The following is a 25,886-nucleotide window of genomic DNA, read 5'->3' as shown; positions in this document are numbered from 1 at the left end:
TGGAGCTCATCCTCACAGATAGACGAGCTCCAGTGTGGCCGCACCATCGATGGGCATCTCGTCACGCAGGTCGAGCTGGCGCAAAGGCGCGACGTACAGCTCGACCATCAGCATTGCGTCGAGCTGCCTGATCAAGGCAGGCCCGACCGTAGTGCGATCGCTGCTCGCGAACCCCAGCAACCGATTGTCGACGTGAAAGAACGTCGTTTTGGCAGTTGGCTCCCAGCCACCGCCACCTTGGGTGGAATACAGCGGTTGCAACACCTGCCCGTCACCCAGGATCGTCCCTTCGAACTGCAATGACCACGCCAGGTCGTCACTGGCTTTTTTACCCGCTCCAAACAGGGTGGAACGTTCGGCGCCCTGCACATGGCTGACCGTTGCCGGCTGGCGGTTATCCATCGCGCGAAGGGCGAACCGAGTGGGGCCATCACAGGTCACAGCGGCGGACAAAGACCGTCGCAGGGTACTGGTATTGCTGGCAGACAACTGCCCGGCTTCAATCACGCCGAAGTCCACCAGACCGTCATTGCCCAGCTGCAACCTACAGGCTGCAGGCACGACGCTGGCCTGCAATGCCAGGGCCACGGTAGCGCCATCGACGCCCACCATGGCGCTAGCTTGCAGCTCGGCAGCGCTGGACAAAGCCGACCTTGCGTCGAGCCACCCGGTGACGCTCAGGCGAGCCGTGAACGTTGTGCCTTGAAGGGGGACATCCGCCTGAAATGGCGCAACCTGCATTTCAGGTAACCATTGGAGCTGGTCGCCTTTCATCTGCCATGGACGACGCGAGCTTGCTGCGCCCAAGGCCACTGGACGGCCATCGACTCGCGCGTCAGCGAGCACCAGTGAATATGTCCCTTGCTCGCCTAGACCGAACGCATCGCCATTAGTGGCATCAGCCATATAGCTGAGGACCATATCAGTTTTGCTGGAACACTGGACCGTCAGTTGCAGCTGTCGCTCTCCCAACAGGTAGCGATTGCCTTGCTTGTGCAACTGGGTCTTGTTGACCTTGCCATAATCGATCACGGGCTGGCCGAGCGTGATCTGGCAGCCCTGCGCGGCTGCGGCACAGCTCATGCCCATCAACAGCAAGGCCAGGCAAAGCTTAGTGCCCATGCATTCAGATCGCATGGCAGCGTGCGGTGGTCGCTTCATAATATTGCTCCGGGTCAGGGCTGTCGCTGAGCGTAAATTCAAGGGCGCAAGCAGAGCCGTCTGGCGAGGTCACCTGATAGCGCTCCTGCTCTTGGAAGTCATGCAGGAATATCAAGCCACCGGCCTGCACCATGGTCACGAAGCTTCCGCTGGCATCCACTACCATCGAACTGTCCGCCAAGGGTGGCCCGTCGCCCTGTGCCGTCTGCAACAGCACACGCCTGGTCCGTTCGACAAGGAAACTCAATTGGGAAACGGCGCCTCGACCAGCACGGACGATGCCTAGGCTGTTGGCCAAATCGACATTGCGCGGCAGGCTTCGGGGCTGCACCTGCACCCGATTATCCGCATAAGGGCTGATCCGTGAGGCAATGGCTCGGCCTTCGCCATCGGTCCACACAGGGCCGCTTGGCGTATCGACTTTCACGCCTTGCACATCACCCACCTCGATGACTGCGAACGTGTCCTGAATGGCATAGGGCGATAACGTGATGCCTTGTGCATGCCCAACGGCCCCGCCGCGCAGGTTGGCTGCCAAGGTTCGTGCGGAGTCGCCAGTCTTTGTGTAGTCCAGCTGCACCTGGCTGAAGGGTGCCAACCAGGAAACGCCGGCACTGGGGCGCAGCGCCGAATCATGGCTATCATGGCTGGCACCGAGGCGATAACGTAACGATTCGCTGACCTGCTCGCGCAGGTTGACGGAAGAGCGGTACTTGTCACCCGAACCTCGGATCGAGGTGCTCAGCCGACGATGGGTGGCCAATGGCAAGCTAGCGCTCACGTAAATCAGACGCCCTCGATCGTCTTCCCCCCTGAAACTCCATTCCACCCCCGCATTCAACGACACCTGCCGCAATGTCGCTTCCCAGCGCAGGCTTGCATGGCTGCTGGTCTTGCCATCATGCGTTTGCGACTGGCCGCCACCGAGACTGAAGTTGCCCAGCCCGGTGCCCTGCCATGACAGGCTGACGCTGAAGGAATCGCGCAGGCCACCCACGTGCGCTGACGGGTCAAGCGCCTGCAGAAGGTCCTGATAACTTCGGTTCTGCAATCCATAGGTCAAGCCCGCCCCCCACCCGCCGCCAAACTGCTGGTTCAGGGTAACCTGACTCTGCACTCCACCTCCCTGACGCAAGGGCTGCGAGTAACCCAGCGACCACTGTATCTGGGCCTGCGTCCACGGCTGAGCGCCCAGAGCAAACCCTGTTGCCTGATAACTGCCTGTGGCAAGCACACCACCCCCCAATGCCACGCCATCAAGTACCCCCCCGCTCCACCCGGCACTGAGTACCCAAGGTGACGTCGTACTGCTGTGGCGAAGTTGGCCGATGCCGAACTGGTATCCCTCTGACAACTCCGCCGCCATGGGCGAGGCGGGCAAGGTCACACGACGCGCCTCACCGTCCGCTTCATGGATGACCATCTCCAGTTCGGCGAAGGCATCGACTGGCGTAGGGGGATCAATGGAAAACGGACCCGGCGGCACGACTGTGGCATACACCAGGCGATTGCGCTGGTAGATTTCCACTCGCGCTTGGGACTTGGCGATACCTTGAACCACGCGTCGTTGTTGAAGATGCCCCAGCGACTGCTCGGAAAACAGCTGAAAACCCTCAACTGAAACGCCGGAGAGCACGGGATTACCCATGTGGATCTGACCGACCTGCAAGACGGTCCCCGGATCGGCGAACGTTCGCTGGGCGTAGGTTTCCAGTGCGTTGAACCGACTTGCCTGTTGCCCCAGACTGGCAATCTGACGGCTGCGCACGATCCAGTCCCCCAGATTCAAACCTGGCTCGGTGAGGGCAGTCCAGGCCCTGCTGCTGCCACTGTTGAAACGCGTATCGAGCATCGACACGTCGTAGTTGAAAACTGCAGCGAACCCGCCTGAGTCATAAGCCGAAAGATCACCGTCGTCAGCGGCCGGGCGCAGGGCTTGCGCAGGCACCACCATCGTCACACTGGCGGATTGAGGGTCTGCCTGTATCTGGCTCTGCGGGTAACTCGATAACAAGTCGATGCAGGAGTCCGGGCTTATATTCAATGAACCTGACGGCAACCGAATCCCTCCCGCGTCCAGCAGGCCTGCATCAATGCACAAGCTGCCATCATCCAGAAAGCGTGCCTGTACCTGCCCTGATCGTGAGCCATTTACCTTCAGGCTGACGATGTGATTGCCCGGGGTGAAGCGCGGCATGTCACCAAAGTAGGCCGCAAGCTCTTCACTCACCCCCCGCTGACGCAACAGTTCGAGATCGAATGTCATGCCGTCGCTGGCTCTGCACTCAACAGATAGAAAGGCCCAAGGGAGCGCCATCAGACAATGCCAGCGTGCCGCTCGGCTGCTCCCGGCACGCTCATTCAACTGTCGCCCCTGAGTAACGGAGCCTCAAATTCATCCACGGCAAAGCCGTATACCGTGGCCGGAAACAGCCTGATACTTTGCGGGCCCTGTGGGGCTGGCGATTCCAGCCGAGCCTCAAGCGTCTCACCTGGCAAAATGTAAGCGCGAGGCAAGTAGCCTTGCTCGTTCGCGGGCATCAACCTTACTTCCTGCGCCAACCGGACCACATAGGGAGTCGGGTTATCAACCTGCAACCCTTGTTTGCCATAGCGCCACTGCAAGCCCTCCCAGGGTGAGCGGTTGGGGGCCAGGCCCTTGGGGTGAATGATCACCGGCAGGTTCTGCCTCACACTGACCCCAACCCTGGCAATACGCTTACCCGCCACTTCCTGCTGTGGCACGCCTTCGAATATCACCCGCTTCAACCGCTGGGTGCGCAGTGGCGCGGCAGCGCGCAGCATGAACCTCACCCGCTGCTCCTCGCCAGCCTCGACGCGCCAGGCGGGCTGGGTGAGAAACAGCAGAGGCTCTTCATCCTCCGGCAAGTTCTGCAGGGTTACCAGTAACAGTGCAGGGGTTGGATCATCATTGCGCACCGTGATCGACGCCTCGCCTTCGGCTTCATCGACGATCACCACGGAAGTCTCCGGGACCATACCGGCGGCCAGGGCGCCGCTGACCGACAGCAGCACGCAGCCAGCACTCAACAGCAATTGCTTCAACATGCTCAAGCTCGACTTTATACAAGGGCAGGTTCGCTACCCTGAAGGGCCGCGAACCAGAGAGGGGACCGAGCCGACACTTGCCGTCGTAGCGACGAGCGCGCACTCGGAGCGCCCTTAGAGGTAGGACACCTCAATGGTCGAAGCGCCATCGATGGTGATGTCGTCGGTGACCGTCAGGTCCTTGAGCGCGGCGATGCGCATGTCGATCTGCAGGTCGGCGGTCAACTGCTTGATGGCGGTTGGTATCTCTGCGCCTACCGCAAAGCCATGAAAGCGACCCTCCGCACCGTTGTACAGGAGCGAAAACCTGGTGTTGCTGTCCCGCGTCCAGGATGTGCCGTTGTCGGCCGTGATGAGACGGGTCACTGATCTACTGCCGTCGGCGACATAAGTGTTGGCAACCGTTGAAAGGAAATAAGCACCGATGCGCTGATCGAGATCATTGGTACCCAGGCCGAATGCCGTTGTATGGCCGGCAGGCCTGTCAGCGCTGCCGGCCCGACCATCAACGCCCCGCAAGGCGAACCGAACTGGCGCATCACAGGTCACTGCAAGTTGCTGGGACGGCGATCTGAACGGAAGTGTCAGATTTTTTGTGTGCGGGCCGGTAACGGCCTGCCGTCAGGCAGGCCCTGATCTTCACCAGGTTGGCCTGATGAACCGATCTCCGTACAGAATCGCAAATTGATTCATCGCGCTTTTCCAATCATGGGCCGGTTTTCCCCAATTGGCTGTTATGTTGCGCAATCCCAGCCAAATCAGTTTGGTCGCTGCGTCATCATTCGGGAAATGCCCTCGGGTCTTGATGACCTTGCGTAGCTGGGCGTTGATGCTCTCGATCGCGTTGGTGGTATAGATCACCTTCCGGATGGCGGGCGGAAAGACAAAGAATGGAATCACGCGATCCCAGGCGCGTCTCCAGGCAGCCACCACCGTTGGATATTTCTCACCCCACGGCCCGCTCTCAAACTCATCGAGTGCTTGCTCAGCCGCTTCGGCATTGATGGCTTGGTAAATCGGTTTCAGTTCCTTGGCCAGTGCGCGCCGTTTGTCCCAGGCCGCGTAGTCCAGGCTGTTGCGGATCAGATGCACGATGCACGTCTGCAATGTCGTCTCTGGAAACACGGCGCTGAGGGCTTCTGGCATGCCTTTAAGGCCATCGGTCACGGCAATCAGCACGTCCTCGACGCCACGTGTCTTGAGATCGTTGAACACCTTCATCCAGAACTTCGCACCCTCAGTGTTCTCGATCCAGATGCCCAGGATGTCGCGCGTCCCGTCGGGTAGAACGCCCAAAGCCAAGTAAATGGCCTTGTTGCGCACCAGGCCTTCTTCGCGAATCTTCACCCGCAGCGCATCAAAGAAAATGACCGGGTACATCGGCTCCAATGGCCGCTGTTGCCACGCGCCAATTTCGTCCATGACCTCGTCTGTCACAGAGCTGATGAAGTCGGGTGAAACGTCGGTTCCATACTGCTCGGACAGGAAGGCCCGGATCTCTCTGACTGTCATTCCACGGGCGTACATGGCGATGATCTTGTCGTCGAAGCCAGTGTAACGGCGCTCATGTTTGGGGATCAGGATGGGCGAGAAGCTGCCGTCACGGTCGCGAGGGATATCCAAGCGCAGAGGCCCATCGCCGGTTAGCACTGTCTTGCCGCTTTTGCCGTTGCGCTGGTTGGTTTCATCCTCCGGGCGCTGCGCGCCCGGCGGATAACCCAGGTGGTGGCCAAGCTCGGCATGCAGAGCGCGTTCGATCAAGGCCTTCTTGAACGCCGCAGAGGCATCCTCGATAGCTTCTGCGGTCATCAGGCCCTCACCGAACTGCTCCAGCAGCTCCTTGGGGATTTTGGGCAGGTCACGCAGGGGTTTCTTTTTGGTTGGCATACATGCACCTCTTACTCATGTTATGCCCGAACACAAAATTTCTGACACCCTCATCTGAACTGGGTCCTTGCATCGTCCTTGAGATCAGCAGCCGAGATGACGCCAAAGTCGAACGTTCCACCGCCGCTGAGGGACGGCGTGCACGCCGCAGGTTTGATTACCCCGGTGACGATGACATCTGTAGTGCTGGCGAGCACGGCTGAACTGCATCCCAGTGCCATGATCATGACAATGCCCTGCTTGATACTCATAGCGTTCCTCTAACTTTCGATGTGAGTGGGTAGCCCCTCCAGAGGGCGATGCAAGCTAGCCCCCCCTGCACCTCGATTTCAGCCTGAAACACTTCCCCCCAAGCAGGCATTGCGCTGCAATCACTCGACAGCGCACGCTTCACGCAAAGGTTTTTGCTTTAAACTACCGCTCCTTGCCTGCCTTGCCCTGCTTCCGGAGTTTTACCATGACGGCCCCTGCCGAGCTCTCGCCTACCCTTCAACTGGCCTGCGACCTGATCCGCCGCCCCTCGGTCACCCCCGTCGATGCCGACTGCCAGGCGCAGATGATGAACCGCCTGGGCGCCGTAGGCTTCCAGCTGGAGCCGATGCGCATTGAAGACGTCGACAACTTCTGGGCCACCCACGGTACCCAGGACGGCCCGGTATTGTGCTTTGCCGGCCACACCGACGTGGTCCCCACCGGCCCGGTGCAGCAGTGGCAGCACGAGCCGTTCGAAGCATTGATCGACGCCGACGGCATGCTCTGCGGCCGCGGCGCCGCCGACATGAAAGGCAGCCTGGCCTCGATGGTGATCGCCAGTGAACGTTTCGTGCAGGATTACCCGGGCCACCGCGGCAAGGTCGCCTTCCTGATCACCAGCGACGAGGAAGGCCCGGCCCACCACGGCACCAAGGCGGTGGTCGAGCGCCTGAAAGCGCGCAACGAGCGCTTGGACTGGTGCATCGTCGGCGAGCCGTCGAGCACTACCCTGCTCGGTGACGTGGTCAAGAACGGCCGTCGCGGCTCGCTCGGCGCCAAGCTGACCGTACGCGGCAAGCAAGGCCACGTCGCCTACCCGCACCTGGCGCGCAACCCGATTCACCTGGCCGCCCCGGCCCTGGCGGAGCTGGCAGCCGAACACTGGGACGAAGGCAATGCGTTCTTCCCGCCGACCAGCTTCCAGATCTCCAACCTCAATGCCGGCACTGGCGCCACCAACGTGGTCCCGGGCGAGCTGACCGCGCTGTTCAACTTCCGTTTCTCCACCGAGTCGACCGTCGAAGGCCTGCAGGCGCGGGTATCGGCCATCCTCGATAAACACGAGCTGGACTGGTCGATCGACTGGGCACTGTCGGGCCTGCCGTTCCTCACCGAACCGGGTGAACTGCTCGACGCCGTGGCAGCCAGCATCAAGGGCGTCACCGGCCGCGACACCGAGCCGTCGACCAGCGGCGGCACCTCCGATGGCCGCTTCATCGCCACCATGGGCACCCAGGTGGTCGAGCTCGGCCCGGTCAACGCTACCATCCACCAGGTCGACGAGCGAATCCTGGCCAGCGACCTCGATCTGCTGACCGAAATCTACTACCAGACCCTGGTCCGGTTGCTCGCCTGATGCTCGCCTGCCCCCTCTGCCAGGCTGCCCTGTCGCGGCTCGACAACGGTGTGGTGTGCCCGGCCGGCCACCGCTTCGACCGCGCCCGCCAGGGTTACCTGAACCTGCTGCCAGTGCAGCACAAGAACAGCCGTGACCCGGGCGATAACCAGGCCATGGTCGAAGCCCGCCGCGATTTCCTCGACGCCGGCCACTACGCCCCGGTGGCCCGCCGCCTGGCGGAACTGGCCGCCGAGCGTCAGCCGGGCGCCTGGCTGGACATCGGATGCGGTGAGGGTTACTACACCGCACAGATCGCCCAGGCACTGCCGGCCGCCGATGGCTATGCCCTGGACATTTCTCGCGAGGCGGTCAAGCGCGCCTGTCGCCGCGCGCCCGAGGTGACCTGGATGGTCGCCAGCATGGCCCGCGTGCCGTTGGCCGACGCCAGCTGCCAGTTCATCGCCAGCGTGTTCAGCCCGCTCGACTGGGACGAGGCCAAGCGCCTGTTGAGCCTCGGTGGCGGCCTGATGCGTGTGGGCCCGACCAGCGGCCACCTGATGGAGCTGCGCGAAGTGCTTTACGATGAAGTGCGCCCCTACGCCGACGACAAGCACTTGGCCCTGGTGCCCGCGGGCATGGCCCACGCCCACAGCGAAACCCTCGAGTTCCGCCTGAGCCTGGCCGAACCCAAGGCCCGTGCCGACCTGCTGGCGATGACTCCGCACGGCTGGCGCGCCAGCGCCGAGAAGCGCGCCCGGGTGATCGACCAGGCCGAACCCTTCGAGGTAACGGTTTCCATGCGTTATGACTATTTCGTGCGCCAGCACTGAGCACACCGGAGCCCTTATGCGCCAACCTGATATCGAGATCTACCTGAAGGACGCCGACGTCGACCACAAGCAGATTGCCGAGTGGCTCAGCCAGGCGATCGGCCCGTGCAGCGAATGGAAGCAGAAAGGCCAGACCTTCAAATGCCAGGCCGGTAACATTCCAGTCACCTGGTTACCCAAAGCTGTAGGGAAATGGAACAGCTTGTACCTGGAAAGCGACCAGACCCCATGGGCCGATGACGTCGCCTGCGCCCGTGCTGCGTTCGCCGCACTGAACGTCGAAGTGCGGTGTGCACCGGGTGGTTGGGTCGAGGAAGACGGTGAAGAAGATGCTGATCGCTGGATCCGCATCAGCGCCGACGGTGAAGAGGAAATCACCTGGCGCACCAGCTGAAACCGGTTGCTTCAGGCTGCAAGTTACACGGTCAACTTGCAGCTTGAGGCTTACCACATGAGGCTCAGAGCCCGACTACGTCCTCGGCTTGCAGGCCTTTCTGGCCCTGCACGCAGGCGTATTCCACCCGCTGCCCTTCGACCAGGGTACGATGCCCCTCACCGCGGATCGCCCGATAGTGGACGAACACATCCGCACCACCTTCGCGCTGAATGAAGCCATAACCTTTGGCATCGTTGAACCACTTAACATTCCCAGTCTCACGAGACGACATCTGAACTACTCCGGATTTTTATTGTGAAGATCGCCTTGTAGACACAGGGTGTCCTCCCTATGTCGACGCCGCTTGCCGAAATATCCTGCAAGTGGCAGGCCGAGTATATGACACAGAACAAAAAAAATTCATGACCGTCGCGCTATTTACCGAATTTTGCTGAACTTACGCCGATACGGCAGACTAAATGGCTGTCTATTCTCAGAAATTCACTCCCAGGGCACTCACCCCATGACCCGTTCCCCCCTGCGCCGCCTGATTTTCGGCGCCCTGCGTCGCCTGATGTACCTGTGGGTGCGCTCCGAGACCATCAACCAGTCGTCCCTGACGCTCAATCTCGACCGCAGCCGCCCGGTGTTCTACGCCCTGCCCTCGCCATCGCTCACCGACCTGGCGGTGGTCGACCGTGAGTGCACCAAAGCGGGGCTTCCGCGCCCGGTACTGCCGGTAGCGGTCGGCCCGCTGCATGAACCTGCCGCGTTCTTCTACCTGACGCCGGACCCGGACTGGCTCGGCCGCCACGACAAGCGCGGCGCGCCACCGACCCTGGAACGCCTGGTCGCCGCCATCAGCCAGCACGCCGAGGAGGACGCGCAGATCATTCCGGTCAGCGTGTTCTGGGGGCAGACCCCGGCCAGTGAAAACAGCCCGTGGAAGCTGCTGTTCGCCGACAGCTGGGCCGTGACCGGGCGCCTGCGCCGGCTGCTGACCGTGCTGATCCTGGGGCGCAAGACCCGCGTGCAGTTCTCCGCACCGATCCACCTGCGCGAACTGGTGCAGCACAACAAGGGCCACGAGCGCACCGTGCGCATGGCCCAGCGCCTGATGCGCGTGCACTTTCGCAACCTGAAGACCGCTGTGATCGGCCCGGACCTCTCGCACCGGCGCAACCTGGTCAAGGGCCTGGTGCATGCCCCGCTTGTTCGCCAGGCCATCGCCGAAGAAGCCCAGCGCGAGAACATGCCCGTGGCCAAGGCCGAAGCCCTGGCGCTGCGCTATGGCAACGAAATCGCCTCGGACTACACCTACACCGCGATCCGCTTCCTCGAAGTGGTGCTGAGCTGGTTCTGGAACAAGATCTACGACGGTATCAAGGTCAACCACATCGAGCAGGTGCAGGGCATCGCCCCGGGCCACGAAGTGATCTACGTGCCCTGCCACCGCAGCCACATCGACTACCTGCTGCTGTCCTACCTGCTGTTCCGCAACGGCCTGACGCCGCCGCACATTGCCGCGGGCATCAACCTCAACATGCCAGTGATCGGCGGCCTGCTGCGCCGTGGCGGTGCCTTCTTCATGCGCCGCACGTTCAAGGGCAACCCGCTGTACACCGCCGTATTCAATGAATACCTGCACACCTTGTTCACCAAGGGATTCCCGGTCGAGTACTTCGTCGAAGGTGGCCGTTCGCGCACTGGGCGCATGCTGCAGCCGCGTACCGGGATGCTGGCGATCACCCTGCGCAGCTTCCTGCGCTCGTCGCGCACGCCGATCGTGTTCGTGCCGGTGTACATCGGCTACGAGCGGGTGCTCGAAGGCCGTACCTATCTTGGCGAACTGCGTGGCGCGAGCAAGAAGAAGGAGTCGATCTTCGACATCTTCAAGGTCTTCGGCGCACTCAAGCAGCGCTTCGGCCAGGTCTACGTCAACTTCGGCGAGCCGATCCGCCTGGCCAGCTTCCTCGACGAACAGCAGCCTGGCTGGCGCGAGCAGGAACTGGGCCCACAGTACCGCCCGGCCTGGCTGAACGAAGCCACCACCCGCCTGGGCGAAACCGTGGCCCGTCACCTCAACGAAGCTGCGGCGGTCAACCCAGTCAACCTGGTGGCGCTGGCCTTGCTCTCCACCAGCCGCCTGGCGTTGGACGAGCGCGCCCTGACCCGAGTGCTGGACCTGTACCTGGCGTTGCTGCGCCAGGTGCCTTACTCCGAGCACACCACCTTGCCCGAAGGCGACGGCCTGGCGCTGATCGAGCACGTTCGCGGCATGGACCTGCTGGCCGAGCAGAAGGACGCCCTGGGCCGCATCCTGTATCTGGATGAAGCCAACGCGGTGTTGATGACCTATTACCGCAACAACGTCATGCACATCTTCGCCCTGCCGGCGCTGCTGGCCAGTTTCTTCCTCAGCAGCTCGCGCATGAGTCGCGAATTGCTCGGCCAGTACGTGCATGCGTTGTACCCGTACCTGCAGGCCGAACTGTTCCTGCGCTGGACGCCTGCGCAACTGGACGAGGTGATCGACCAGTGGCTGGCAGCGCTGGTCGAACAAGGCCTGCTGCGCCACGAAAACGACCTGTACATGCGCCCGGCGCCGAGCTCTCGCCAGTTCGTGCTGCTGACCTTGCTCGCCCGCACCATCACCCAGACCTTGCAGCGTTTCTACATGGCCACTTCGCTGCTGCTCAACAGCGGTCAGAACAGCCTGAGCGCCGAAGAACTGGAGGACCTGTGCGTGATGATGGCCCAACGCCTGTCAATCCTGCATGGCCTGAATGCGCCAGAGTTTTTCGACAAGACCTTGTTCCGCCACTTCATTCAGACCTTGATCGAGCAGGCTGTGCTACGCCCGGATGGCAACGGCAAGCTGGGTTACCACGACAAGCTTGGTGAACTGGCCGAAGGCGTGGCCAAGCGCGTGCTGTCCGCCGAGCTGCGCCTGTCGATCCGCCAGGTGGCGCTGCACCGCGATGAGCCGGGGGATGCGCTGCCGGGGTAGGTTTTCAGCCTGCTGTCAGGCCTTGGGAGGGGCGAGGATCAAACGCCCCTCTCAAGGAACACTGACATGACACAGATGAAGACATTCGACGTTGAAATCGTTTCCTCCGGCGACAGCACGCTTCCGCCATCCGGCCAGGTTCAACTGAGCCTGCTTGACGTTTCGCTGGCTGATGCACCCGCCATCAGCCTTGCCGATTTACGCCTGCACTGCGGCGGCTTGATGCCGATCAACCTGCAGCTGACCTTCGACAGCAGCCAGATCGACCCACGGCACCGCTACGCCCTTTCCGTGCGCATCGAGAAAGATGGCCAACTGTTGTACATCAATACCCGTCATCACCCGATAAAGCCGGACACAGCACTCGGTACGCAACGGGTTACCGTCGACAAGATTGCTACCGGTGATGACGGCAAACACGGCAGTAACCACATGGACTGACGACCCAGTCCGGAAAATCCGCTAAAGTCCCTGGGGTTGGCCACAAGCCAGCGCCAAGGACACCGGAGACTCCATGAAAAAGCTCTTTATGCTGTGTTGCGCATCCCTGCTTGCAGCCTGTTCCAGCCAAACCCCGACCAGCCAGGCCAGCCTGGATGGCGAAGTCTTCTACCTGCAGCGCATCGCCCTGCCACCTGCCGCCACCTTGAGCGTCGAGTTGCAGGATGTCTCGCTGATGGACGCCCCCGCCGTGACCCTGGCCCGCCAGGCCGGCCCGGTCAAAGGCAACGTACCGCTGCCGTTCCACCTCACTTACGACCCGGCCCAGGTCAAGCCCGGCCACCGTTACGCGGTGAGCGCGCGGATCGAGCTCAACGGCAAGCTGCTGTTCATCAACACCGAACACCACGGTGTCGCGCTCGACGGCAGCGACCAGCAGCCGGTACGGGTCAAAGTCGACCCGGTACGCTGAGCCATCCCCACTTCATCGATAAGGAAATACCCATGATTCGCGCCTCCCTGCGCTTCACCACCCTGTGCGCCGGCCTGCTGCTGTCGGCCAGTGCCCTGGCCCTGTCGCTTGGCGACCTGAGCCAGTCCGACGCCACCGGTGGCCTGAAGGACGCCCTCACCCAAGGCGCGCAGATTGCCGTCAAGCAATTGAGCACGCCAGGCGGCTTCAGCAACAACCCCGATGTGCGCATCGAGCTGCCGGGCAACCTCGGCAAAGCCGCCAAGGCAATGAAGATGTTCGGCAAGGGCGACCAGGTCGACGCCCTGGAAACCAGCATGAACAAGGCCGCTGAAGCCGCCGTGCCACAAGCCCAGGCGATTCTGGTGGATGCCGTGAAGAAGATGACCGTGACCGATGCCAAGGGCATCCTCAGCGGTGGTCAGGACTCGGCCACCCAGTACCTGAACAAAAGCAGCCGCGAGCAGATCCGCGCCAAGTTCCTGCCGATCGTCAAACAGGCCACCGACAAGGTCGGCGTAGCCCAGCAGTACAACGCGTTCGCCGGCCAGGCCAAAGGCCTGGGGCTGATCAAGGATGACGCCAACATCGAGAACTACGTGACCGAGAAGGCGCTGGACGGGCTGTTCGAGATGATTGCCAAGCAGGAAGAGAGCATTCGCCAGAACCCGGCACAGGCCGCTACCAGCCTGGCCAAGAAAGTCTTCGGCGCGCTCTGAAGATTATTCAGCAGCCATTCGCGGGCAAGCCCGCTCCTGCAGGGGATCAACTCAGGCCCTGTGGGAGCGGGCTTGCCCGCGAATGGAGGGCAAAGCCCTCCCCTGCGATCTTCAGCCTTTCTTGACCCTGAACCATGCCGCATACAAGGCCGGCAGGAACAACAGGGTCAACGCCGTGGCCACGATCAGCCCGCCCATGATCGCCACCGCCATCGGCCCGTAGAACACACTCCGGGACAACGGAATCATCGCCAGCACCGCCGCCAATGCGGTCAGCACGATCGGCCGGAAACGCCGCACCGTGGCCTCGATGATCGCCTGCCAGCGGTCCAGCCCCGAGGCGATATCCTGCTCGATCTGGTCCACCAGGATCACCGAGTTGCGCATGATCATCCCCGCCAGGGCAATGGTGCCGAGCATGGCAACGAAGCCGAACGGCTGGCGGAACACCAGCAGGAACAGGGTCACGCCAATCAGCCCCAACGGCGCGGTGAGGAACACCATCACCGTGCGCGAAAAACTGCGTAGCTGGATCATCAGCAGGCTCAGCACCACCACGATGAACAGCGGCATGCCAGCGTTCACCGATTTCTGCCCACGCTCGGAGTCTTCCACCGTACCGCCCACTTCCAGCAGGTAACCATCCGGCAGCTTGGCCTTGATTTCCTGCAGCGTCGGCAAGATCTGCTGCACCAGCGTCGCCGGCTGCTCCTTGTCATAGATGTCGGCACGCACGGTTACCGTCGGCAGGCGGTTGCGGTGCCAGATGATGCCTTCCTCGAAGCCATATTCCAGGGTTGCGACCTGCGACAGCGCCACACTCTGGCCGTTGTTGGTGGGCAGTGCGAGGCTGCCGAGGTTGCCCAGTTCGCCACGCTCCTGCTGGGTACCACGCAGGAGGATTTCGATCAGTTCGTTGTCCTCGCGGTACTGGCTGACCGTGCTGCCGGTCAGCGAGCTCTGCAGGAAACTCGACAGCTGCGCGGTGCTCACGCCCAAGGCGCGGGCGCGGTCCTGATCGATCTCGAGGAATACCGCCTTGCTTGGTTCTTCCCAGTCCAGGTGCACGTTGACCACGTGCGGGTTCTCACGCACCTTGTCCGCCACTTCGCGGGCCAGGGCACGGGCCTTCTCGATATGCTCGCCGGTAACCCGGAACTGCACCGGGTAGCCCACGGGCGGGCCGTTTTCCAGGCGCGTGACGCGGGCGCGCAGGTCGGGGAACTGCTGGTCGACGGTGTCGATCAGCCAGCTGCGCAGGCGCTCGCGGTCTTCCATCGACTTGGCCAGCACCACGAACTGGGCAAAACTGGCGGCCGGCAGTTGCTGGTCCAGCGGCAGGTAGAAGCGTGGCGAACCGGTGCCCACATAGGCTACGTAGTTGTCGATGCCGTCCTGCTGCTTGAGCAACGCTTCCAGTTGCTTGACCCGCTCGGCGGTGTTGGCCAGCGAGGCGCCTTCGGCAAGCTTCAGGTCGACCATCAGCTCCGGGCGCCCCGAGGCCGGGAAGAACTGCTGGGGCACGAAACGGAACAGCAGGATGCTGCCGACAAAGGCGGCAATGGTCAGCAGGATCACCGTCTTGCGCCGCCGCACGCACCACCCCACCACTCGCCGTACGCGCTGGTAGAACGGCGTGCCGTAAGGGTCTGGCGCCTGCCCGTCCTTGCCATGGCGGGCAGCATGCAGCCTGGCAAGGTCCGGCAGCAGCCGTTCACCGAGGTAAGGCACGAACACCACCGCCGCGACCCACGAGGTCAGCAAGGCGATGGTCACCACCTGGAAGATCGAACGGGTGTACTCGCCGGTGCTGGATGCCGCCGTGGCAATCGGCAGGAAGCCCGCCGCCGTGATCAGCGTACCGGTGAGCATCGGGAAAGCGGTGCTGGTCCAGGCGTAGCTGGCCGCCTTGAGGCGGTCGAAGCCCTGCTCCATCTTGATCGCCATCATCTCCACGGCAATGATCGCGTCATCCACCAGCAGGCCAAGCGCCAGCACCAGCGCGCCCAGCGAGATCTTGTGCAGGCCGATGCCGAAGTAGTGCATGGCGGCGAACGTCATGGCCAGTACCAGGGGGATGGCCAGGGCCACCACCAGGCCGGTGCGCAGGCCGAGGGAGAAGAAACTCACCAGCAGCACGATCACCAGCGCCTCGACCAGCACCTGGACGAATTCGCCGACACCGGCCTTGACCGCAGCTGGCTGGTCCGACACCTTGCGCAGCTCCATGCCGGCCGGCAGGTTGCGCGCCAGGCGCTCGAACTCGCCCTCCAACGCCTTGCCCAGCACCAGAATGTCACCGCCATCCTTCATCGACACCGCCAGGCCGATGGCGTCCTCGCCCATGAAGCGCATGCGTGGCGCGGGCGGGTCGTTGAAGCCACGGTGCACGTCGGCCACATCACCGATGCGGAACGTGCGATCGCCCACACGGATGGGGAACTGGCGGATCTGGTCGACGCTGTCGAAGCGCCCGCTCACCCGCAATTGCAGGCGCTCGCTGGGGGTTTCGAAGAAGCCGGCGGTGCTGACCGCGTTCTGCTCGCGCAGCGCCTGCTGCACCGCCTCCAGTGGTACTCCGAGGGTGGCCAGCTTGAGGTTGGACAGCTCGATCCAGATCTTCTCGTCCTGCAGGCCGATCAGTTCGACCTTGCCCACGTCCTTGACCCGCTGCAGCTGGATCTGGATACGGTCGGCGTAGTCCTTGAGCACCGCGTAATCGAAGCCGGCGCCGGTCAGCGCATAGATATTGCCGAAGGTGGTACCGAATTCGTCGTTGAAGAACGGCCCCTGGATCTCCGGCGGCAAGGTGTGGCGGATGTCCGCGACCTTCTTGCGGATCTGGTACCACAGCTCGGGGATGTCCTTGGAATGCAGCGAATCGCGGGCCATGAAGGTCACCTGCGATTCACCCGGGCGCGAGAACGAGACGATCCTCTCGTACTCGCCGGTCTCCATCAGCTTCTTCTCGATGCGCTCGGTGACCTGGCGCGAGACTTCCTCAGCCGTGGCACCCGGCCACAGGGTGCGGATGACCATGGCCTTGAAGGTGAACGGCGGATCTTCGCTCTGCCCCAGCTTGGTGTAGGACATCGCGCCAATGGCAGCCAGCAGAATCATCAGGAACAGGACGATCTGGCGATTGCGCAGCGCCCAGGCGGAAAGGTTGAAACCCATCGGGACTTACTCCTTGACCGTCAGGTTCACCACACGGTTGGTGCGATCCACCGGCCGCACCTCCTGCCCCTCGCGCAGCACATGGCCACCCGCGGCGACCACCCAGTCGCCTGGCGCAAGGCCTTCGAGCACCGGCACGGTTTCACTGCCATACGGGCCAAGGCGCACCACCGCGCGCTCCAGGCGGCTGTCCTTGTTGACGCGCCAGACATAGGCCTGACCGTTTTCGGCGGTGACAGCCGACAACGGCACCGCCAGTGGAATCACCCCGCCATGGGCGATGAATACGCGCGCACTCTGACCGAGCTCGGCTGGCACCTTGGCCGAGGTGAAGGCAATCCGTGCAGCGAAGGTGCGTGAGCGCGGGTCAGCTGCAGGTGACAGCTCACGAATACGCCCCTGGAAGCGCTGGTTAGGGTGCGACCACAACTCGATGCTGACATCCTGGCCCACGGCAAAGCGGGCGAACTGTTGTTCCGGCAGGCCGATGGCCACTTCACGCTCACCGTCGGCGGCGAGTGTGAACACGGTCTGCCCGGCCGCGACCACCTGGCCGACCTCCACCTGACGCTTGGCAATGACGCCCGCCTGCGGCGCACGCAACACCGCGTAATCGGCCTGGTTGCCGGCCACGTCGAATTCGGCCTTGGCCTGCTTCAGGCGGGCCAGGCCCGCGCGGTAGAGGTTTTCCGCGTTGTCGTACTGGGAGTGGCTGACCATCTGCCGATCCAGCAGCTTCTGGTAGCGGTCGCGCTCGGTGCGCACCAGCGACAGGTTGGCCTCGGCTGCTGCCAGCTGCGCGCGGTTGGCCTCCAGCTGCAGGCGCACGTCCTGCGGGTCGAGTTCGGCCAGCGGCTGTTCGGCCTTGACTCGCTGCCCCTCCTCGACCAGGCGCTTGCTGACCTTGCCGCCGATGCGGAAGGCCAGCTCCGGCTCGAAGCGCGCGCGCACTTCGCCAGGGTAACTGTCGGCAGCGGCTTCGGCCGGCTGCGGCTGGACCACCAGGGCCGGGCGCGGTGCGGCAGGCGCGGCGGCTTCCTGGCCGCAGGCTGCCAGCAACAGGGCGGCAGCGGCGGGCAGGGCGAGTGACAAGGCATGGCGCAACATGATGAATCCTTTCGCGAAGTGCACATCGAATATTTATACTGACGAGTATATTAAATCAGGGAAGCGAGGCCGGGAAGCCAGCGCCGGAAAGAAATCCGTGGCTTTTCACCTCACTCAGGCTTTTTCATCCACGTTGCACCGCCGCGCCTGAAAAGGACACAGCTTGCTGAGCGCTTGGAACAGGGCGCAGATCCACGCTTATCGGAGGATGCGATGACAAAAGAGCGTTGCAGATCCTGAAACGGACCTCACCGAGAAATAGGATGCGATCGCATCGCCATGCCACCGCCAGGCAGGGATTGAACACGGCGCGGGCGGAAGCCAAACGTCGCCTGGCCCAGAACAGACTGAAAAAGAAATAGCCGAGCCCACCAATCCCTTGGATGAGCAAGATCATGACTCAAGAATGAGATGAGCTTCTTCGATACTCGTCTCAACGAGCATCAGGCGAGGGATGCGTTGAGCTGGGATAGGTCGGTTGGCCCGTTGTTTTTCAGGATCGGCTGATTTTCTTATAACCGGCTGAACCCTGAATCCAACAAGCCAAGCCATCTCAGCCGCAAGCAGAGGTGGTGCTTTTATTTCTGGAAAGTGTATGAACACTGGCGAACGGTTATCCAGAGTTCCTTTGTGCCTCGTCCAGAATAACCAGGCATTCGTCTTAAAACGTTCGCAGCTCCCAACAACGGCGAACAGGGAACCATGACTATTACGTGCTCTAGGAGAAAGCCTTTGCGTACCCACTCCTAGAGACCAGGCGAAGCAAGTGCACTCAGAAGTTCCAGTACATGCTGGTCTGCCACAAGAAAGCATCACCCCGCTTGGGCACCAGTGTGGGGTTATCCTGATAAGTGAGGCCGTTGATCCAGTAGATGCCTTTGGTGACCCGGAAGGCGTGGGACAGTGAAACGGCCGTGATGGTATCGGCAGGTTCCAACCCTTGTTCGCCCAGGGCTTCGCGGAAATCCTTGCTTATGAACGACCGGGTGAAACCAAGCGATGTCATGTCTCGCGGTCGCCCTGGGAACAGACCGATATCGAACAGGGTTACCTGAACGTCGCCGTTGTAGGCATTGCGGTCCTTCGGTGCCCAGCTCGCCTTGGTATCCAGGTACAGCCCTTGCGGGGTGCCGGGGGTGGGCGTGGTCAACTGAACGGTGTTGGCGACATAGGCACCGTAGTTGCTGTCCGTGGGTTGCTGGGTTTTCAGGTAAGTGTAATGCGAGGTGTTGTAGATCAACCCGGCACGGAACCAGTGCGCCCGGCTGCCTTGGCCTGCTTCGGCCTTGTAGCCGAACTCATTGACGAAGATCGGATTCGCCCCATCCACCCGCCACTTCAAGCCATAGGGGTTCTTGTCAACGTCGGCCAGAAAGCCCTCGGGTGTCATGCTGCGGCTGATCGACGAATGGTTATACCAACGTTTGCTCGCGTCGCGAAACGTCACGTCGAAGGCCGGGGTTGGCGCGTTCAGGCTCAGGCCGACCTGCACCGGGATGACGCTGGTCGGGCCAAGGGCCGCCGACGCCGAGTTGCCGCCCAGAATCATGCCGTAGAACTGGCGGATCAGCGGGTAGAAGCCGTATTGCAGTTCCAGCCTGCCGTCGTTCAGGGGCTGGTTCACGGCCAGCACGGCCACGTTGTGCAACCGCGGATAACCTTGCTGGTAGTTGGACGTCTGCAACTGCGGGGTAAAGCTCAGTTGGGCGCCCTTGCTGAACCCCACGCGCTCAAGGTCGTAGGTCAGGCTCAGCTGCAGGCTCTGGCTGTAGGTGAAGTTCTGCCCACCGTACTCCTGCGGGTCGCGGTTCTGCCCTTTCAGGTCGTACATCGCCATCGGGTTCCAGCTCAATTGCGCACCGATGCCCAGGTCGGCCAGCTCGGAGCGCAGCCCCCCGACATCGCCAAGCAACGACTCGCAGTTCGATTGCGCACGGATAACCGCCGTGGCCCGGCTATTGAACTGGTCGAAGTATTCACAACTGTAGCGCCCGGGGGCTTCGGAAGCCTGGCCGACAGTGGTTTCTGCTTCTTCAGTCGATACCGCGAAAACCGGGTTGGCAATAAGTGATGAACCCACAATTAGCGCAAGTGAAGGCAGGCAGCCGCCCAATGAAAGTTTAAGCACGTCATGACTCCCGAAGTTCTTGTAGTTTTTACGGAACCCGCCACAAGGCGAGGACTTGCACCACAAGTAATCCACGGCAGCCAGCCACGTTGAAATCGTTTATGGCGAGCACCCCTCATCTTCATTGTTTATGCCTGGGCGATAACATCCCAATATCGGATAGAGGGATATCGATATTTATCATGCGTCGCCAAAACATTCCCCGCACATACTTTCAGACCATTAACCACTCGCGGAGAATTCCAAGAATGCGTAACGCGATGTTCGATGTGGATGTGCTTATCGTTGGCAGTGGACCGGTCGGCGCCACCTGCGCACGCCTGCTGGTCGATGAGGGTCAGTTGAGCGTGCTGATGGTCGATGCCGGCCCGCAGCTCTCCCAGCGCGCCGGCGAGCACGTTCGCAACCTGCCCGAAGAAGTCCGCCTGGCGGCGCAGGTTGCTGCCCAGGGTCCGACGCCCTTCCGCTACCCCGTGCCCAGCATGCCGGAACGCGCCGGCGCGGCCATGACAGGTGACTATCGCCTGGAGCACCTGGTGCGCCCCGGTACGCACCTGCCCAACGGCGAGCAATGGGGTGAACTGCCGGCCGCTGCTTGCTCGACCAATGTAGGTGGCATGGGCGCGCACTGGACCTGTGCCTGCCCGACGCCGGCAGAAGGGGAAGCCATCGAGTTCATTCCCGCCGCTCAGATGCAGGCCGCCTTGGCCAAGGCCAGGGAACTGCTGCAGGTCACCACGGCCGCGTACCCGGACACCCCGGTCAGCCAGCGCCTGCGCGAGCGGCTGGGCAGCGCATTCGCCGAGTTCACCGCCAAGGGACGACCTGTGCAGCGCATGCCCTTGGCTTGCAGTACCGATCTTTCGCAGCGCCGCTGGAGTGGCAGCGACACGATTCTCGGAGAAATGGCAGAGGAATCAGGCCGGCCTGAACGGTTCGAGATCCGGCACAACACAGCCTGCCTCCAGCTCATCGTACGGCACGATCATGTCGTCGGCGCGCAACTGCTCGATCGCACGACCGGCACCCAGTATCGAGTCGATGCGAAGACCGTCATCGTCGCCGCCGATGCACTGCGCACCCCCCAATTGCTGTGGGCCTCGGGCATTCGCCCCGAGGCCCTCGGCCGCTACCTCAATGACCAGCCACAGGTTGTCCATGCGGTGCGCCTCGATGCTGATGCGTGCGGCATCAACCAGGCTGGCGCGGACCCGACCGTAGGCGTGTACTGGGTGCCGTACGATCAGCAGCATCACCCCTTCCATGGCCAGGTCATGCAGATGGAAGCCTGCCCGGTGGCCCTTACCGATGACGCCCAGGCGAACGTCGAGCACATCGTGGCCATGGGCTGGTTCTGCTGCAAGCAGGACATCCGCGCGCAAGACCGGGTGCGTTTCAGCGAGACCGAAAAAGATTTCCTTGGCCTGCCGGCGATGACGCTGGACTACAGCCTGACCGAGCGCGACCTCGAACAGGTGGGCGCAGCCCGTGACCTGCTGCAGCGTGCCGGTAGGGCGCTCGGCCAACCGCTGGGCGAGACGCCCCTGATGCTGCCGCCCGGCAGCTCCCTTCACTACCAGGGCACCACGCGCATGGGTGAAGTGGACGATGGCACCAGTGTCTGTGACGACCGCGGCAAGGTGTGGGGAATGCGCAACCTGTATGTGGCCGGCAACGGCGTCATCCCGACACCGACCGCCTGCAACCCGACGCTGACCAGTGTCGCCCTGGCCGTACGCGCTTGTGAGCGCATCCAACAGGAGCTCCGCCGATGATCACCCTCAAGGGGCCGTCACTGTTCGTCGCTCAGTTCCTCGGCGAAAGCGCCCCCTTCAACACCCTGGACAACCTCGCCGAATGGGCGGCCGGGCTGGGCTACAAGGCCCTGCAACTGCCCTGTGACCCGCGCCTGTTCGACCTGCAGCAAATGGCGACCAGCCAGAGCTATGCCGACGACGTACGTGGCCGCCTGGACTGCCATGGCCTGGTGATCAGCGAGCTCTCCACACACCTGCAAGGCCAGCTGATTGCCGTCCACCCCGCCTACGACAGCCTTTTCGACGCCTTCGCCCCGCGCGCGCTTCGGGGCAACCCCGAGGCACGCCGGCAGTGGGCCAGCGAGCAAGTGGCCCTGGCGGCACGCGCCTCCGGCCGCCTGGGGTTGAGCGCCCATGCAACCTTCTCCGGCTCCCTGGCCTGGCCCTACCTCTACCCCTGGCCGCAGCGCCCACAAGGCCTGGTCGAGCTGGCCTTCAACGAACTGGGCAAGCGCTGGCGCCCCCTGCTCGACGCGTTCGACACCCACGGGGTGGATGTCTGCTTCGAACTGCACCCGGGGGAAGACCTGCATGACGGAATCAGCTTCGAGCGCTTCCTGGCGGTGGTCGACCAGCATCCGCGGGCGAAACTGCTGTACGACCCAAGCCACCTGCACCTGCAACAGATTGACTACCTGGCCTTCATCGACCACTACCACGCACGCATCGGCGCGTTCCACGTCAAGGATGCCGAGTTCCGGCCCGATGGCCGCCAAGGCGTCTATGGCGGTTATGCAGACTGGGTTTCCCGCGCCGGCCGCTTCCGCTCGCCGGGCGACGGGCAGATCGACTTCAAGGCGATCTTCTCGCGCCTGGCCGCAAACGATTACCCAGGCTGGGCCACGCTGGAATGGGAATGCTGCCTGAAAAACCCCGAGGACGGCGCCCGCGAAGGTGCGCAGTTCATCGACGCACACATCATCCACGTGGCGCAGCATGCCTTCGACGACTTTGCCCGCAGCCCGTTGGACAATGCGGCGCTGTCTGGGCTGCTGGGCCTGGGAGGTGAACGATGACTGCGCTGACACGACGCCTGCGCCTGGGCATGGTCGGCGGCGGCGATGGCGCCTTCATCGGTGCCGTGCACCGCATGGCCGCCAGGCTCGATGACCGCTTCGAATGGGTGGCTGGGGCCTTCAGCAGGGACCCCGAGCGCGCCGATGCCAGTGCCAGCGCGCTGTTCATCCAGCCGGAGCGCAGCTACCACGACTGGCAGGCGATGGCACGCGCCGAGGCGGCGCGCGAGGATGCCATAGATGCCGTGGTCATCGTCACTCCCAACCATCTGCACCTGCCTGTCGCCTCGGCGTTCATCGCCCAGGGCATCGACGTGATCTGCGAAAAGCCACTGGCGCGAAGCTATGCAGAGGGGCAGGCGCTGGCCGAGACCGTACGCGCAAGCGGCTGCATCTTTGCCGTGACGCACCCCTACAGCGCCTACCCCATGGTCAGGGAGGCACGTCGCCTGGTAGCCGCCGGTGCCTTGGGCGAACTGCGGGTGATCCAGGTCGAGTATGCCCAGGACTGGCTCACCGAATCGGTAGACAGCCCACAGGCCAGCTGGCGCGACGACCCTTCCCAGGCAGGGCCGGCAGGGGCGCTGGGCGACATTGGCAGCCATGCCTTGCACCTGATGGAGTTCGTCAGCGGCGTGGCGCTGAGCGAAGTCTGCGCCGACCTGGCAACGCTGGTGCCGGGTCGCCGCCTGGACGACCAGGTCCAGGCCCTGCTGAGGTTCGAGAACGGCGCCCGCGGTGGGCTCTGGGCCTGCCAGGTGGCGCCGGGCCAGGACAATGGCCTGCGCCTGCGGCTATTCGGCAGCAAGGGTTCGCTGACCTTCGATCAGCAGCAACCAGAGGTGCTGCTGGTCACGCAAACCGGCCAGCCAACGCGCATCCTCAAACGTGCGGCAGGGGAACATGCCCAGCAGCAGGACGCGCTGCTGCGCCTGCCTGCAGGCCACCCGGAAGGTTTCATCGAGGCCTTCGCCCAGCTCTACTGGGATTACGCAGAGCGCTGGCAGGCGCGGCACAGCGGCTGTCCTGCCCCGCATTCAGGCGATCTGCTTCCAGGCTTCGAGGCCGGCCTACGAGGGCTGGCCGGCATTGAAGCCATGCTGCGCAGCCACGCTGCGGGAGGCCAGTGGGTGAAGCTGGCGCACTGAGTCGCCCTCGCCCACCGCTGCCGCCTGCACCAGATGGGCCGCGCATTCGATCAACTGCTGGCGCAGCCACAGGTGTGCAGGTTCCTGGTCGCGGTGGCTCGGCCACTGCAATACCTGCCGGCAACGCGGCGCATGCCGTGTGGCATTGAGCATGCGCAGATTGGGGTGGCGCTGGCAGAACTTGCGCGCAACGAATTCCGGAAGCCGCACACGCAGGTTGCTCGAGCCAAGCAGTGCCGGCAACGCCAGCAGGTGGTCGGTACACCAGCCCTCTGTGGCTTTCATTTCAAGCTCCGAGGCGATCACCTCGCAGCCATCGGCCGGGTCGACCACAAAACTCGGCTCGACCGGGCGCTGGGAGACCAGCGTCGCCAGCGGCACGTCGAGCAGTACATGGCTGGCATAGGCCGGGTCGCATTGATCGCTGGGTACGATCAGCAGATCGACACCGTGGCGCAGGAAGGCATCCTGCACCGCGCCTTCATTCAGCAGGGCATTCGGCAACACCTCCAGGCGTGCCCCAGGCGCCACCTTCACCAGGCGCTGGTATAGCCGCGGAATGAGGAACCCGGCATCGATGTCCGAGCACATCACTTTGAACGCTTGGCGGGTACGCGCGGCATCGAAGGTGAGGTTCCCGCGGGCGATTTCAGCCGCCTGCTGCACGGCATGGCGAACCTGATCTCGCATTTCCAGTGCCAGTACCGTGGGGCGCATGCGTCGGCCGTCGAGTTCCAGCAGGGGGTCGTCGAAGTGCTGGCGCAAACGGGCCAGGCCAGCGCTGATAGCGGGCTGGCTCACATACAGCTGCTCGGCCGCACGGCTGACGCTGCAATGCTCCAGCAATGCATCCAGCACCACCAGCAGGTTGAGGTCTAGAGCCCGATAGCGCATGGCAGCACTCCGTCGTCCGCTCCATTCACGCAACCACGAATCAGCTGGCGCAACCAGTCGTGCAAGGGCTCATGGATGACATCGGCACGCCAGGACAGTCGCTGCACCAGCTTTGCTGCGTCGAAAGGCAGCGGCCAAACCTGCAGCGGTTTTTCCGTTCTGTAGGCACGGCTCAACGACGCAGGCACGCAAGCGATCGAGTCGCACACTTCCAGGTAGGTATCCAGGGCCAGATAACCCGGCACCTGCGCACTGATCTCCCGTTTCTCATCGCCCGCGAAACACTGCCCCGCCACGCGCAGGTGCGACAAGCGGTTGAAGGTGTCCAGGCTCAGGCCGGCCTTCAAGTCAGGGTGATCGGACCTGGCGATGCATTGCCACTGCTCCTCCAGAAGCACTTCGCTGTGGCTGCCGGCGTCGCTGGCGATCATGAAGTCGATGTGCTGGCGGGCCATCCAGGCATCAAGGTGTTGAGGACTACCCCTGGGTGCGGCCAGCAGTTGCACATGAATGCCGGGCGCTTGTCGGCTCAGCGTCTTGATGACTTGCGGCAGCAGTAGTTGTGCCTGGTCATCGGTGCAGGCGATGCGCACGGTGGCGCAACACTGCGCAGGCGCGAAGTCCGTTGGCCGTTCGAGCAACCCTCCGACCGCCTTCAGCCATTGGCTGACGATCGGCCTGAGTTCCTGGCTGAGCGCCGTGGGGAGCATGCTCTGGCTTCCTTTGACCAACAGGTCGTCGTTGAAATGCTCACGCAGCCTGGCCAGCGACGAACTGACCGTCGACTGGCCCAGCCCCAGCCGCTGAGCGGCCCTGGAGACGTTGCACTCCTGCAGTAAAGTATCCAGCACCAGCAACAGGTTCAGATCCAATCCCTTCAATCGCATGAACGCCGTACTCCTCGAAAAGCGAGCCTTTCTTGTTGTTGATATCAAGCAGCGATGCTTGCATATAGAACTATAATTCTGATTCTATGCCTCATACTTGATTGCCTTTTCATACCCGTCAAGTTTTTCCTTGCGGGCCACCAGAAAAAACTCCAA

Annotated in this window: 22 protein-coding genes; 10 read left to right on the top strand and 12 right to left on the bottom strand. The window is 62.8% G+C overall.

Annotated features, from left to right (window positions below; all coding sequences use genetic code 11):
- Positions 1-12: 12 nt before the first annotated feature.
- The 6 genes from OCX61_RS05590 to OCX61_RS05565 form a co-directional block, all read right to left on the bottom strand.
- Entirely contained in the window at positions 13-1,161 is a 1,149-nt protein-coding gene (locus tag OCX61_RS05590; RefSeq protein WP_261942952.1) for a DUF1120 domain-containing protein, read from the bottom strand.
- Positions 1,127-3,427, bottom strand: coding sequence for a fimbria/pilus outer membrane usher protein (locus OCX61_RS05585; protein ID WP_261942951.1), 2,301 nt, complete (start codon positions 3,425-3,427; stop codon positions 1,127-1,129). Before OCX61_RS05585 ends, OCX61_RS05590 begins: the two co-directional genes overlap by 35 nt.
- 95 nt (positions 3,428-3,522) lie before the next feature.
- Positions 3,523-4,230, bottom strand: a complete 708-nt coding sequence (locus OCX61_RS05580; protein WP_261942950.1) for a fimbria/pilus chaperone family protein — start codon at positions 4,228-4,230, stop codon at positions 3,523-3,525.
- Between the two features lie 114 nt (positions 4,231-4,344).
- The gene (locus tag OCX61_RS05575; RefSeq protein ID WP_261942949.1) at positions 4,345-4,779 is read right to left on the bottom strand and encodes a DUF1120 domain-containing protein; all 435 of its coding nucleotides are present in this window, start codon (positions 4,777-4,779) and stop codon (positions 4,345-4,347) included.
- A 90-nt stretch (positions 4,780-4,869) separates the two neighbouring features.
- Positions 4,870-6,117: an IS256 family transposase gene (locus OCX61_RS05570; RefSeq protein ID WP_261940477.1), complete on the bottom strand. Its 1,248-nt coding sequence runs from the start codon at positions 6,115-6,117 to the stop codon at positions 4,870-4,872.
- A gap of 50 nt (positions 6,118-6,167) precedes the next feature.
- Complete coding sequence (locus tag OCX61_RS05565; RefSeq protein WP_261942948.1) at positions 6,168-6,368, bottom strand: DUF1120 domain-containing protein; 201 nt, start codon at positions 6,366-6,368, stop codon at positions 6,168-6,170.
- Positions 6,369-6,574: 206 nt separating this feature from the next.
- Between OCX61_RS05565 and dapE the strand changes: the two genes are divergently transcribed.
- The 3 genes from dapE to OCX61_RS05550 are packed head-to-tail and all read left to right on the top strand — an operon-like array spanning position 6,575 to position 8,932.
- Entirely contained in the window at positions 6,575-7,726 is a 1,152-nt protein-coding gene (gene dapE, locus OCX61_RS05560) for a succinyl-diaminopimelate desuccinylase (RefSeq protein WP_261942947.1), read from the top strand.
- Positions 7,726-8,538, top strand: a complete 813-nt coding sequence (locus OCX61_RS05555) for a putative RNA methyltransferase (RefSeq protein WP_261942946.1) — start codon at positions 7,726-7,728, stop codon at positions 8,536-8,538. Before dapE ends, OCX61_RS05555 begins: the two co-directional genes overlap by 1 nt.
- Positions 8,539-8,554: 16 nt before the next feature.
- Positions 8,555-8,932: a hypothetical protein gene (locus OCX61_RS05550; protein ID WP_085673285.1), complete on the top strand. Its 378-nt coding sequence runs from the start codon at positions 8,555-8,557 to the stop codon at positions 8,930-8,932.
- 64 nt (positions 8,933-8,996) lie between these two features.
- On the opposite strand, the gene OCX61_RS05545 is transcribed toward OCX61_RS05550, so the two are convergent.
- Positions 8,997-9,206 (bottom strand): cold-shock protein, encoded by a 210-nt coding sequence (locus OCX61_RS05545; RefSeq protein WP_003252255.1) that lies wholly within the window; start codon positions 9,204-9,206, stop codon positions 8,997-8,999.
- 231 nt (positions 9,207-9,437) lie between these two features.
- Here OCX61_RS05545 and plsB point away from each other — a divergent pair, with 231 nt between their 5' ends.
- The 4 genes from plsB to OCX61_RS05525 all read left to right on the top strand — a co-directional run bounded on the left by plsB (position 9,438) and on the right by OCX61_RS05525 (position 13,556).
- Positions 9,438-11,924, top strand: coding sequence for a glycerol-3-phosphate 1-O-acyltransferase PlsB (plsB, locus tag OCX61_RS05540; protein ID WP_261942945.1), 2,487 nt, complete (start codon positions 9,438-9,440; stop codon positions 11,922-11,924).
- A gap of 66 nt (positions 11,925-11,990) precedes the next feature.
- A complete protein-coding gene (locus OCX61_RS05535; RefSeq protein ID WP_261942944.1) occupies positions 11,991-12,365 on the top strand; it encodes a YbaY family lipoprotein in 375 nt (124 codons plus the stop codon).
- Positions 12,366-12,438: 73 nt separating this feature from the next.
- Entirely contained in the window at positions 12,439-12,837 is a 399-nt protein-coding gene (locus OCX61_RS05530; protein WP_261942943.1) for a YbaY family lipoprotein, read from the top strand.
- 32 nt (positions 12,838-12,869) lie between these two features.
- Positions 12,870-13,556 (top strand): DUF4197 domain-containing protein, encoded by a 687-nt coding sequence (locus tag OCX61_RS05525; RefSeq protein WP_060512621.1) that lies wholly within the window; start codon positions 12,870-12,872, stop codon positions 13,554-13,556.
- 111 nt (positions 13,557-13,667) lie between these two features.
- Here the strand turns inward: OCX61_RS05525 and OCX61_RS05520 are convergent, their stop codons facing one another.
- From OCX61_RS05520 to OCX61_RS05510, 3 genes are all read right to left on the bottom strand, one after another.
- The gene (locus OCX61_RS05520; protein ID WP_261942942.1) at positions 13,668-16,733 is read right to left on the bottom strand and encodes an efflux RND transporter permease subunit; all 3,066 of its coding nucleotides are present in this window, start codon (positions 16,731-16,733) and stop codon (positions 13,668-13,670) included.
- A gap of 6 nt (positions 16,734-16,739) precedes the next feature.
- Positions 16,740-17,840, bottom strand: coding sequence for an efflux RND transporter periplasmic adaptor subunit (locus tag OCX61_RS05515; RefSeq protein ID WP_261942941.1), 1,101 nt, complete (start codon positions 17,838-17,840; stop codon positions 16,740-16,742).
- 772 nt (positions 17,841-18,612) lie between these two features.
- A complete protein-coding gene (locus OCX61_RS05510; RefSeq protein ID WP_261942940.1) occupies positions 18,613-19,920 on the bottom strand; it encodes a carbohydrate porin in 1,308 nt (435 codons plus the stop codon).
- 296 nt (positions 19,921-20,216) lie between these two features.
- On the opposite strand from OCX61_RS05510, the gene OCX61_RS05505 reads away from it, so the two are divergent.
- The 3 genes from OCX61_RS05505 to OCX61_RS05495 are packed head-to-tail and all read left to right on the top strand — an operon-like array spanning position 20,217 to position 23,949.
- Entirely contained in the window at positions 20,217-21,743 is a 1,527-nt protein-coding gene (locus OCX61_RS05505; protein WP_261942939.1) for a GMC oxidoreductase, read from the top strand.
- Positions 21,740-22,801 carry a sugar phosphate isomerase/epimerase family protein gene (locus OCX61_RS05500; RefSeq protein WP_261942938.1) on the top strand — a complete coding sequence of 354 codons (1,062 nt, stop codon included), beginning with the start codon at positions 21,740-21,742 and terminating at the stop codon, positions 22,799-22,801. The genes OCX61_RS05505 and OCX61_RS05500 overlap by 4 nt, the downstream gene beginning before the upstream one ends.
- Positions 22,798-23,949, top strand: a complete 1,152-nt coding sequence (locus OCX61_RS05495; protein ID WP_261942937.1) for a Gfo/Idh/MocA family protein — start codon at positions 22,798-22,800, stop codon at positions 23,947-23,949. The genes OCX61_RS05500 and OCX61_RS05495 overlap by 4 nt, the downstream gene beginning before the upstream one ends.
- Here the strand turns inward: OCX61_RS05495 and OCX61_RS05490 are convergent.
- Together OCX61_RS05490 and OCX61_RS05485 are read right to left on the bottom strand one after the other, a co-directional pair.
- Entirely contained in the window at positions 23,872-24,843 is a 972-nt protein-coding gene (locus OCX61_RS05490) for a LysR family transcriptional regulator (RefSeq protein ID WP_261942936.1), read from the bottom strand. The genes OCX61_RS05495 and OCX61_RS05490 overlap by 78 nt on opposite strands.
- Positions 24,825-25,730 (bottom strand): LysR family transcriptional regulator, encoded by a 906-nt coding sequence (locus OCX61_RS05485; protein WP_261942935.1) that lies wholly within the window; start codon positions 25,728-25,730, stop codon positions 24,825-24,827. Before OCX61_RS05485 ends, OCX61_RS05490 begins: the two co-directional genes overlap by 19 nt.
- Positions 25,731-25,886 lie beyond the last annotated feature (156 nt).

Source organism: Pseudomonas sp. LRP2-20, assembly GCF_024349685.1.
GTDB lineage: Bacteria > Pseudomonadota > Gammaproteobacteria > Pseudomonadales > Pseudomonadaceae > Aquipseudomonas.
The sequence above is the reverse complement of the archived record's forward strand: the minus strand, read 5'-3'. Positions and strand labels throughout refer to the sequence as shown.

Excerpts from the sequence above, each read along its gene's own strand:
- OCX61_RS05590 (WP_261942952.1), bottom strand. The coding sequence starts at position 1,161 with ATGAAGCGACCACCGCACGCTGCCATGCGATCTGAATGCATGGGCACT.
- OCX61_RS05585 (WP_261942951.1), bottom strand. The coding sequence starts at position 3,427 with ATGACATTCGATCTCGAACTGTTGCGTCAGCGGGGGGTGAGTGAAGAG.
- OCX61_RS05580 (WP_261942950.1), bottom strand. The coding sequence starts at position 4,230 with ATGTTGAAGCAATTGCTGTTGAGTGCTGGCTGCGTGCTGCTGTCGGTC.
- OCX61_RS05570 (WP_261940477.1), bottom strand. The coding sequence starts at position 6,117 with ATGCCAACCAAAAAGAAACCCCTGCGTGACCTGCCCAAAATCCCCAAG.
- OCX61_RS05565 (WP_261942948.1), bottom strand. The coding sequence starts at position 6,368 with ATGAGTATCAAGCAGGGCATTGTCATGATCATGGCACTGGGATGCAGT.
- dapE (WP_261942947.1), top strand. The coding sequence starts at position 6,575 with ATGACGGCCCCTGCCGAGCTCTCGCCTACCCTTCAACTGGCCTGCGAC.
- OCX61_RS05555 (WP_261942946.1), top strand. The coding sequence starts at position 7,726 with ATGCTCGCCTGCCCCCTCTGCCAGGCTGCCCTGTCGCGGCTCGACAAC.
- OCX61_RS05550 (WP_085673285.1), top strand. The coding sequence starts at position 8,555 with ATGCGCCAACCTGATATCGAGATCTACCTGAAGGACGCCGACGTCGAC.
- OCX61_RS05545 (WP_003252255.1), bottom strand. The coding sequence starts at position 9,206 with ATGTCGTCTCGTGAGACTGGGAATGTTAAGTGGTTCAACGATGCCAAA.
- plsB (WP_261942945.1), top strand. The coding sequence starts at position 9,438 with ATGACCCGTTCCCCCCTGCGCCGCCTGATTTTCGGCGCCCTGCGTCGC.
- OCX61_RS05535 (WP_261942944.1), top strand. The coding sequence starts at position 11,991 with ATGACACAGATGAAGACATTCGACGTTGAAATCGTTTCCTCCGGCGAC.
- OCX61_RS05530 (WP_261942943.1), top strand. The coding sequence starts at position 12,439 with ATGAAAAAGCTCTTTATGCTGTGTTGCGCATCCCTGCTTGCAGCCTGT.
- OCX61_RS05525 (WP_060512621.1), top strand. The coding sequence starts at position 12,870 with ATGATTCGCGCCTCCCTGCGCTTCACCACCCTGTGCGCCGGCCTGCTG.
- OCX61_RS05520 (WP_261942942.1), bottom strand. The coding sequence starts at position 16,733 with ATGGGTTTCAACCTTTCCGCCTGGGCGCTGCGCAATCGCCAGATCGTC.
- OCX61_RS05515 (WP_261942941.1), bottom strand. The coding sequence starts at position 17,840 with ATGTTGCGCCATGCCTTGTCACTCGCCCTGCCCGCCGCTGCCGCCCTG.
- OCX61_RS05505 (WP_261942939.1), top strand. The coding sequence starts at position 20,217 with ATGCGTAACGCGATGTTCGATGTGGATGTGCTTATCGTTGGCAGTGGA.
- OCX61_RS05500 (WP_261942938.1), top strand. The coding sequence starts at position 21,740 with ATGATCACCCTCAAGGGGCCGTCACTGTTCGTCGCTCAGTTCCTCGGC.
- OCX61_RS05495 (WP_261942937.1), top strand. The coding sequence starts at position 22,798 with ATGACTGCGCTGACACGACGCCTGCGCCTGGGCATGGTCGGCGGCGGC.
- OCX61_RS05490 (WP_261942936.1), bottom strand. The coding sequence starts at position 24,843 with ATGCGCTATCGGGCTCTAGACCTCAACCTGCTGGTGGTGCTGGATGCA.
- OCX61_RS05485 (WP_261942935.1), bottom strand. The coding sequence starts at position 25,730 with ATGCGATTGAAGGGATTGGATCTGAACCTGTTGCTGGTGCTGGATACT.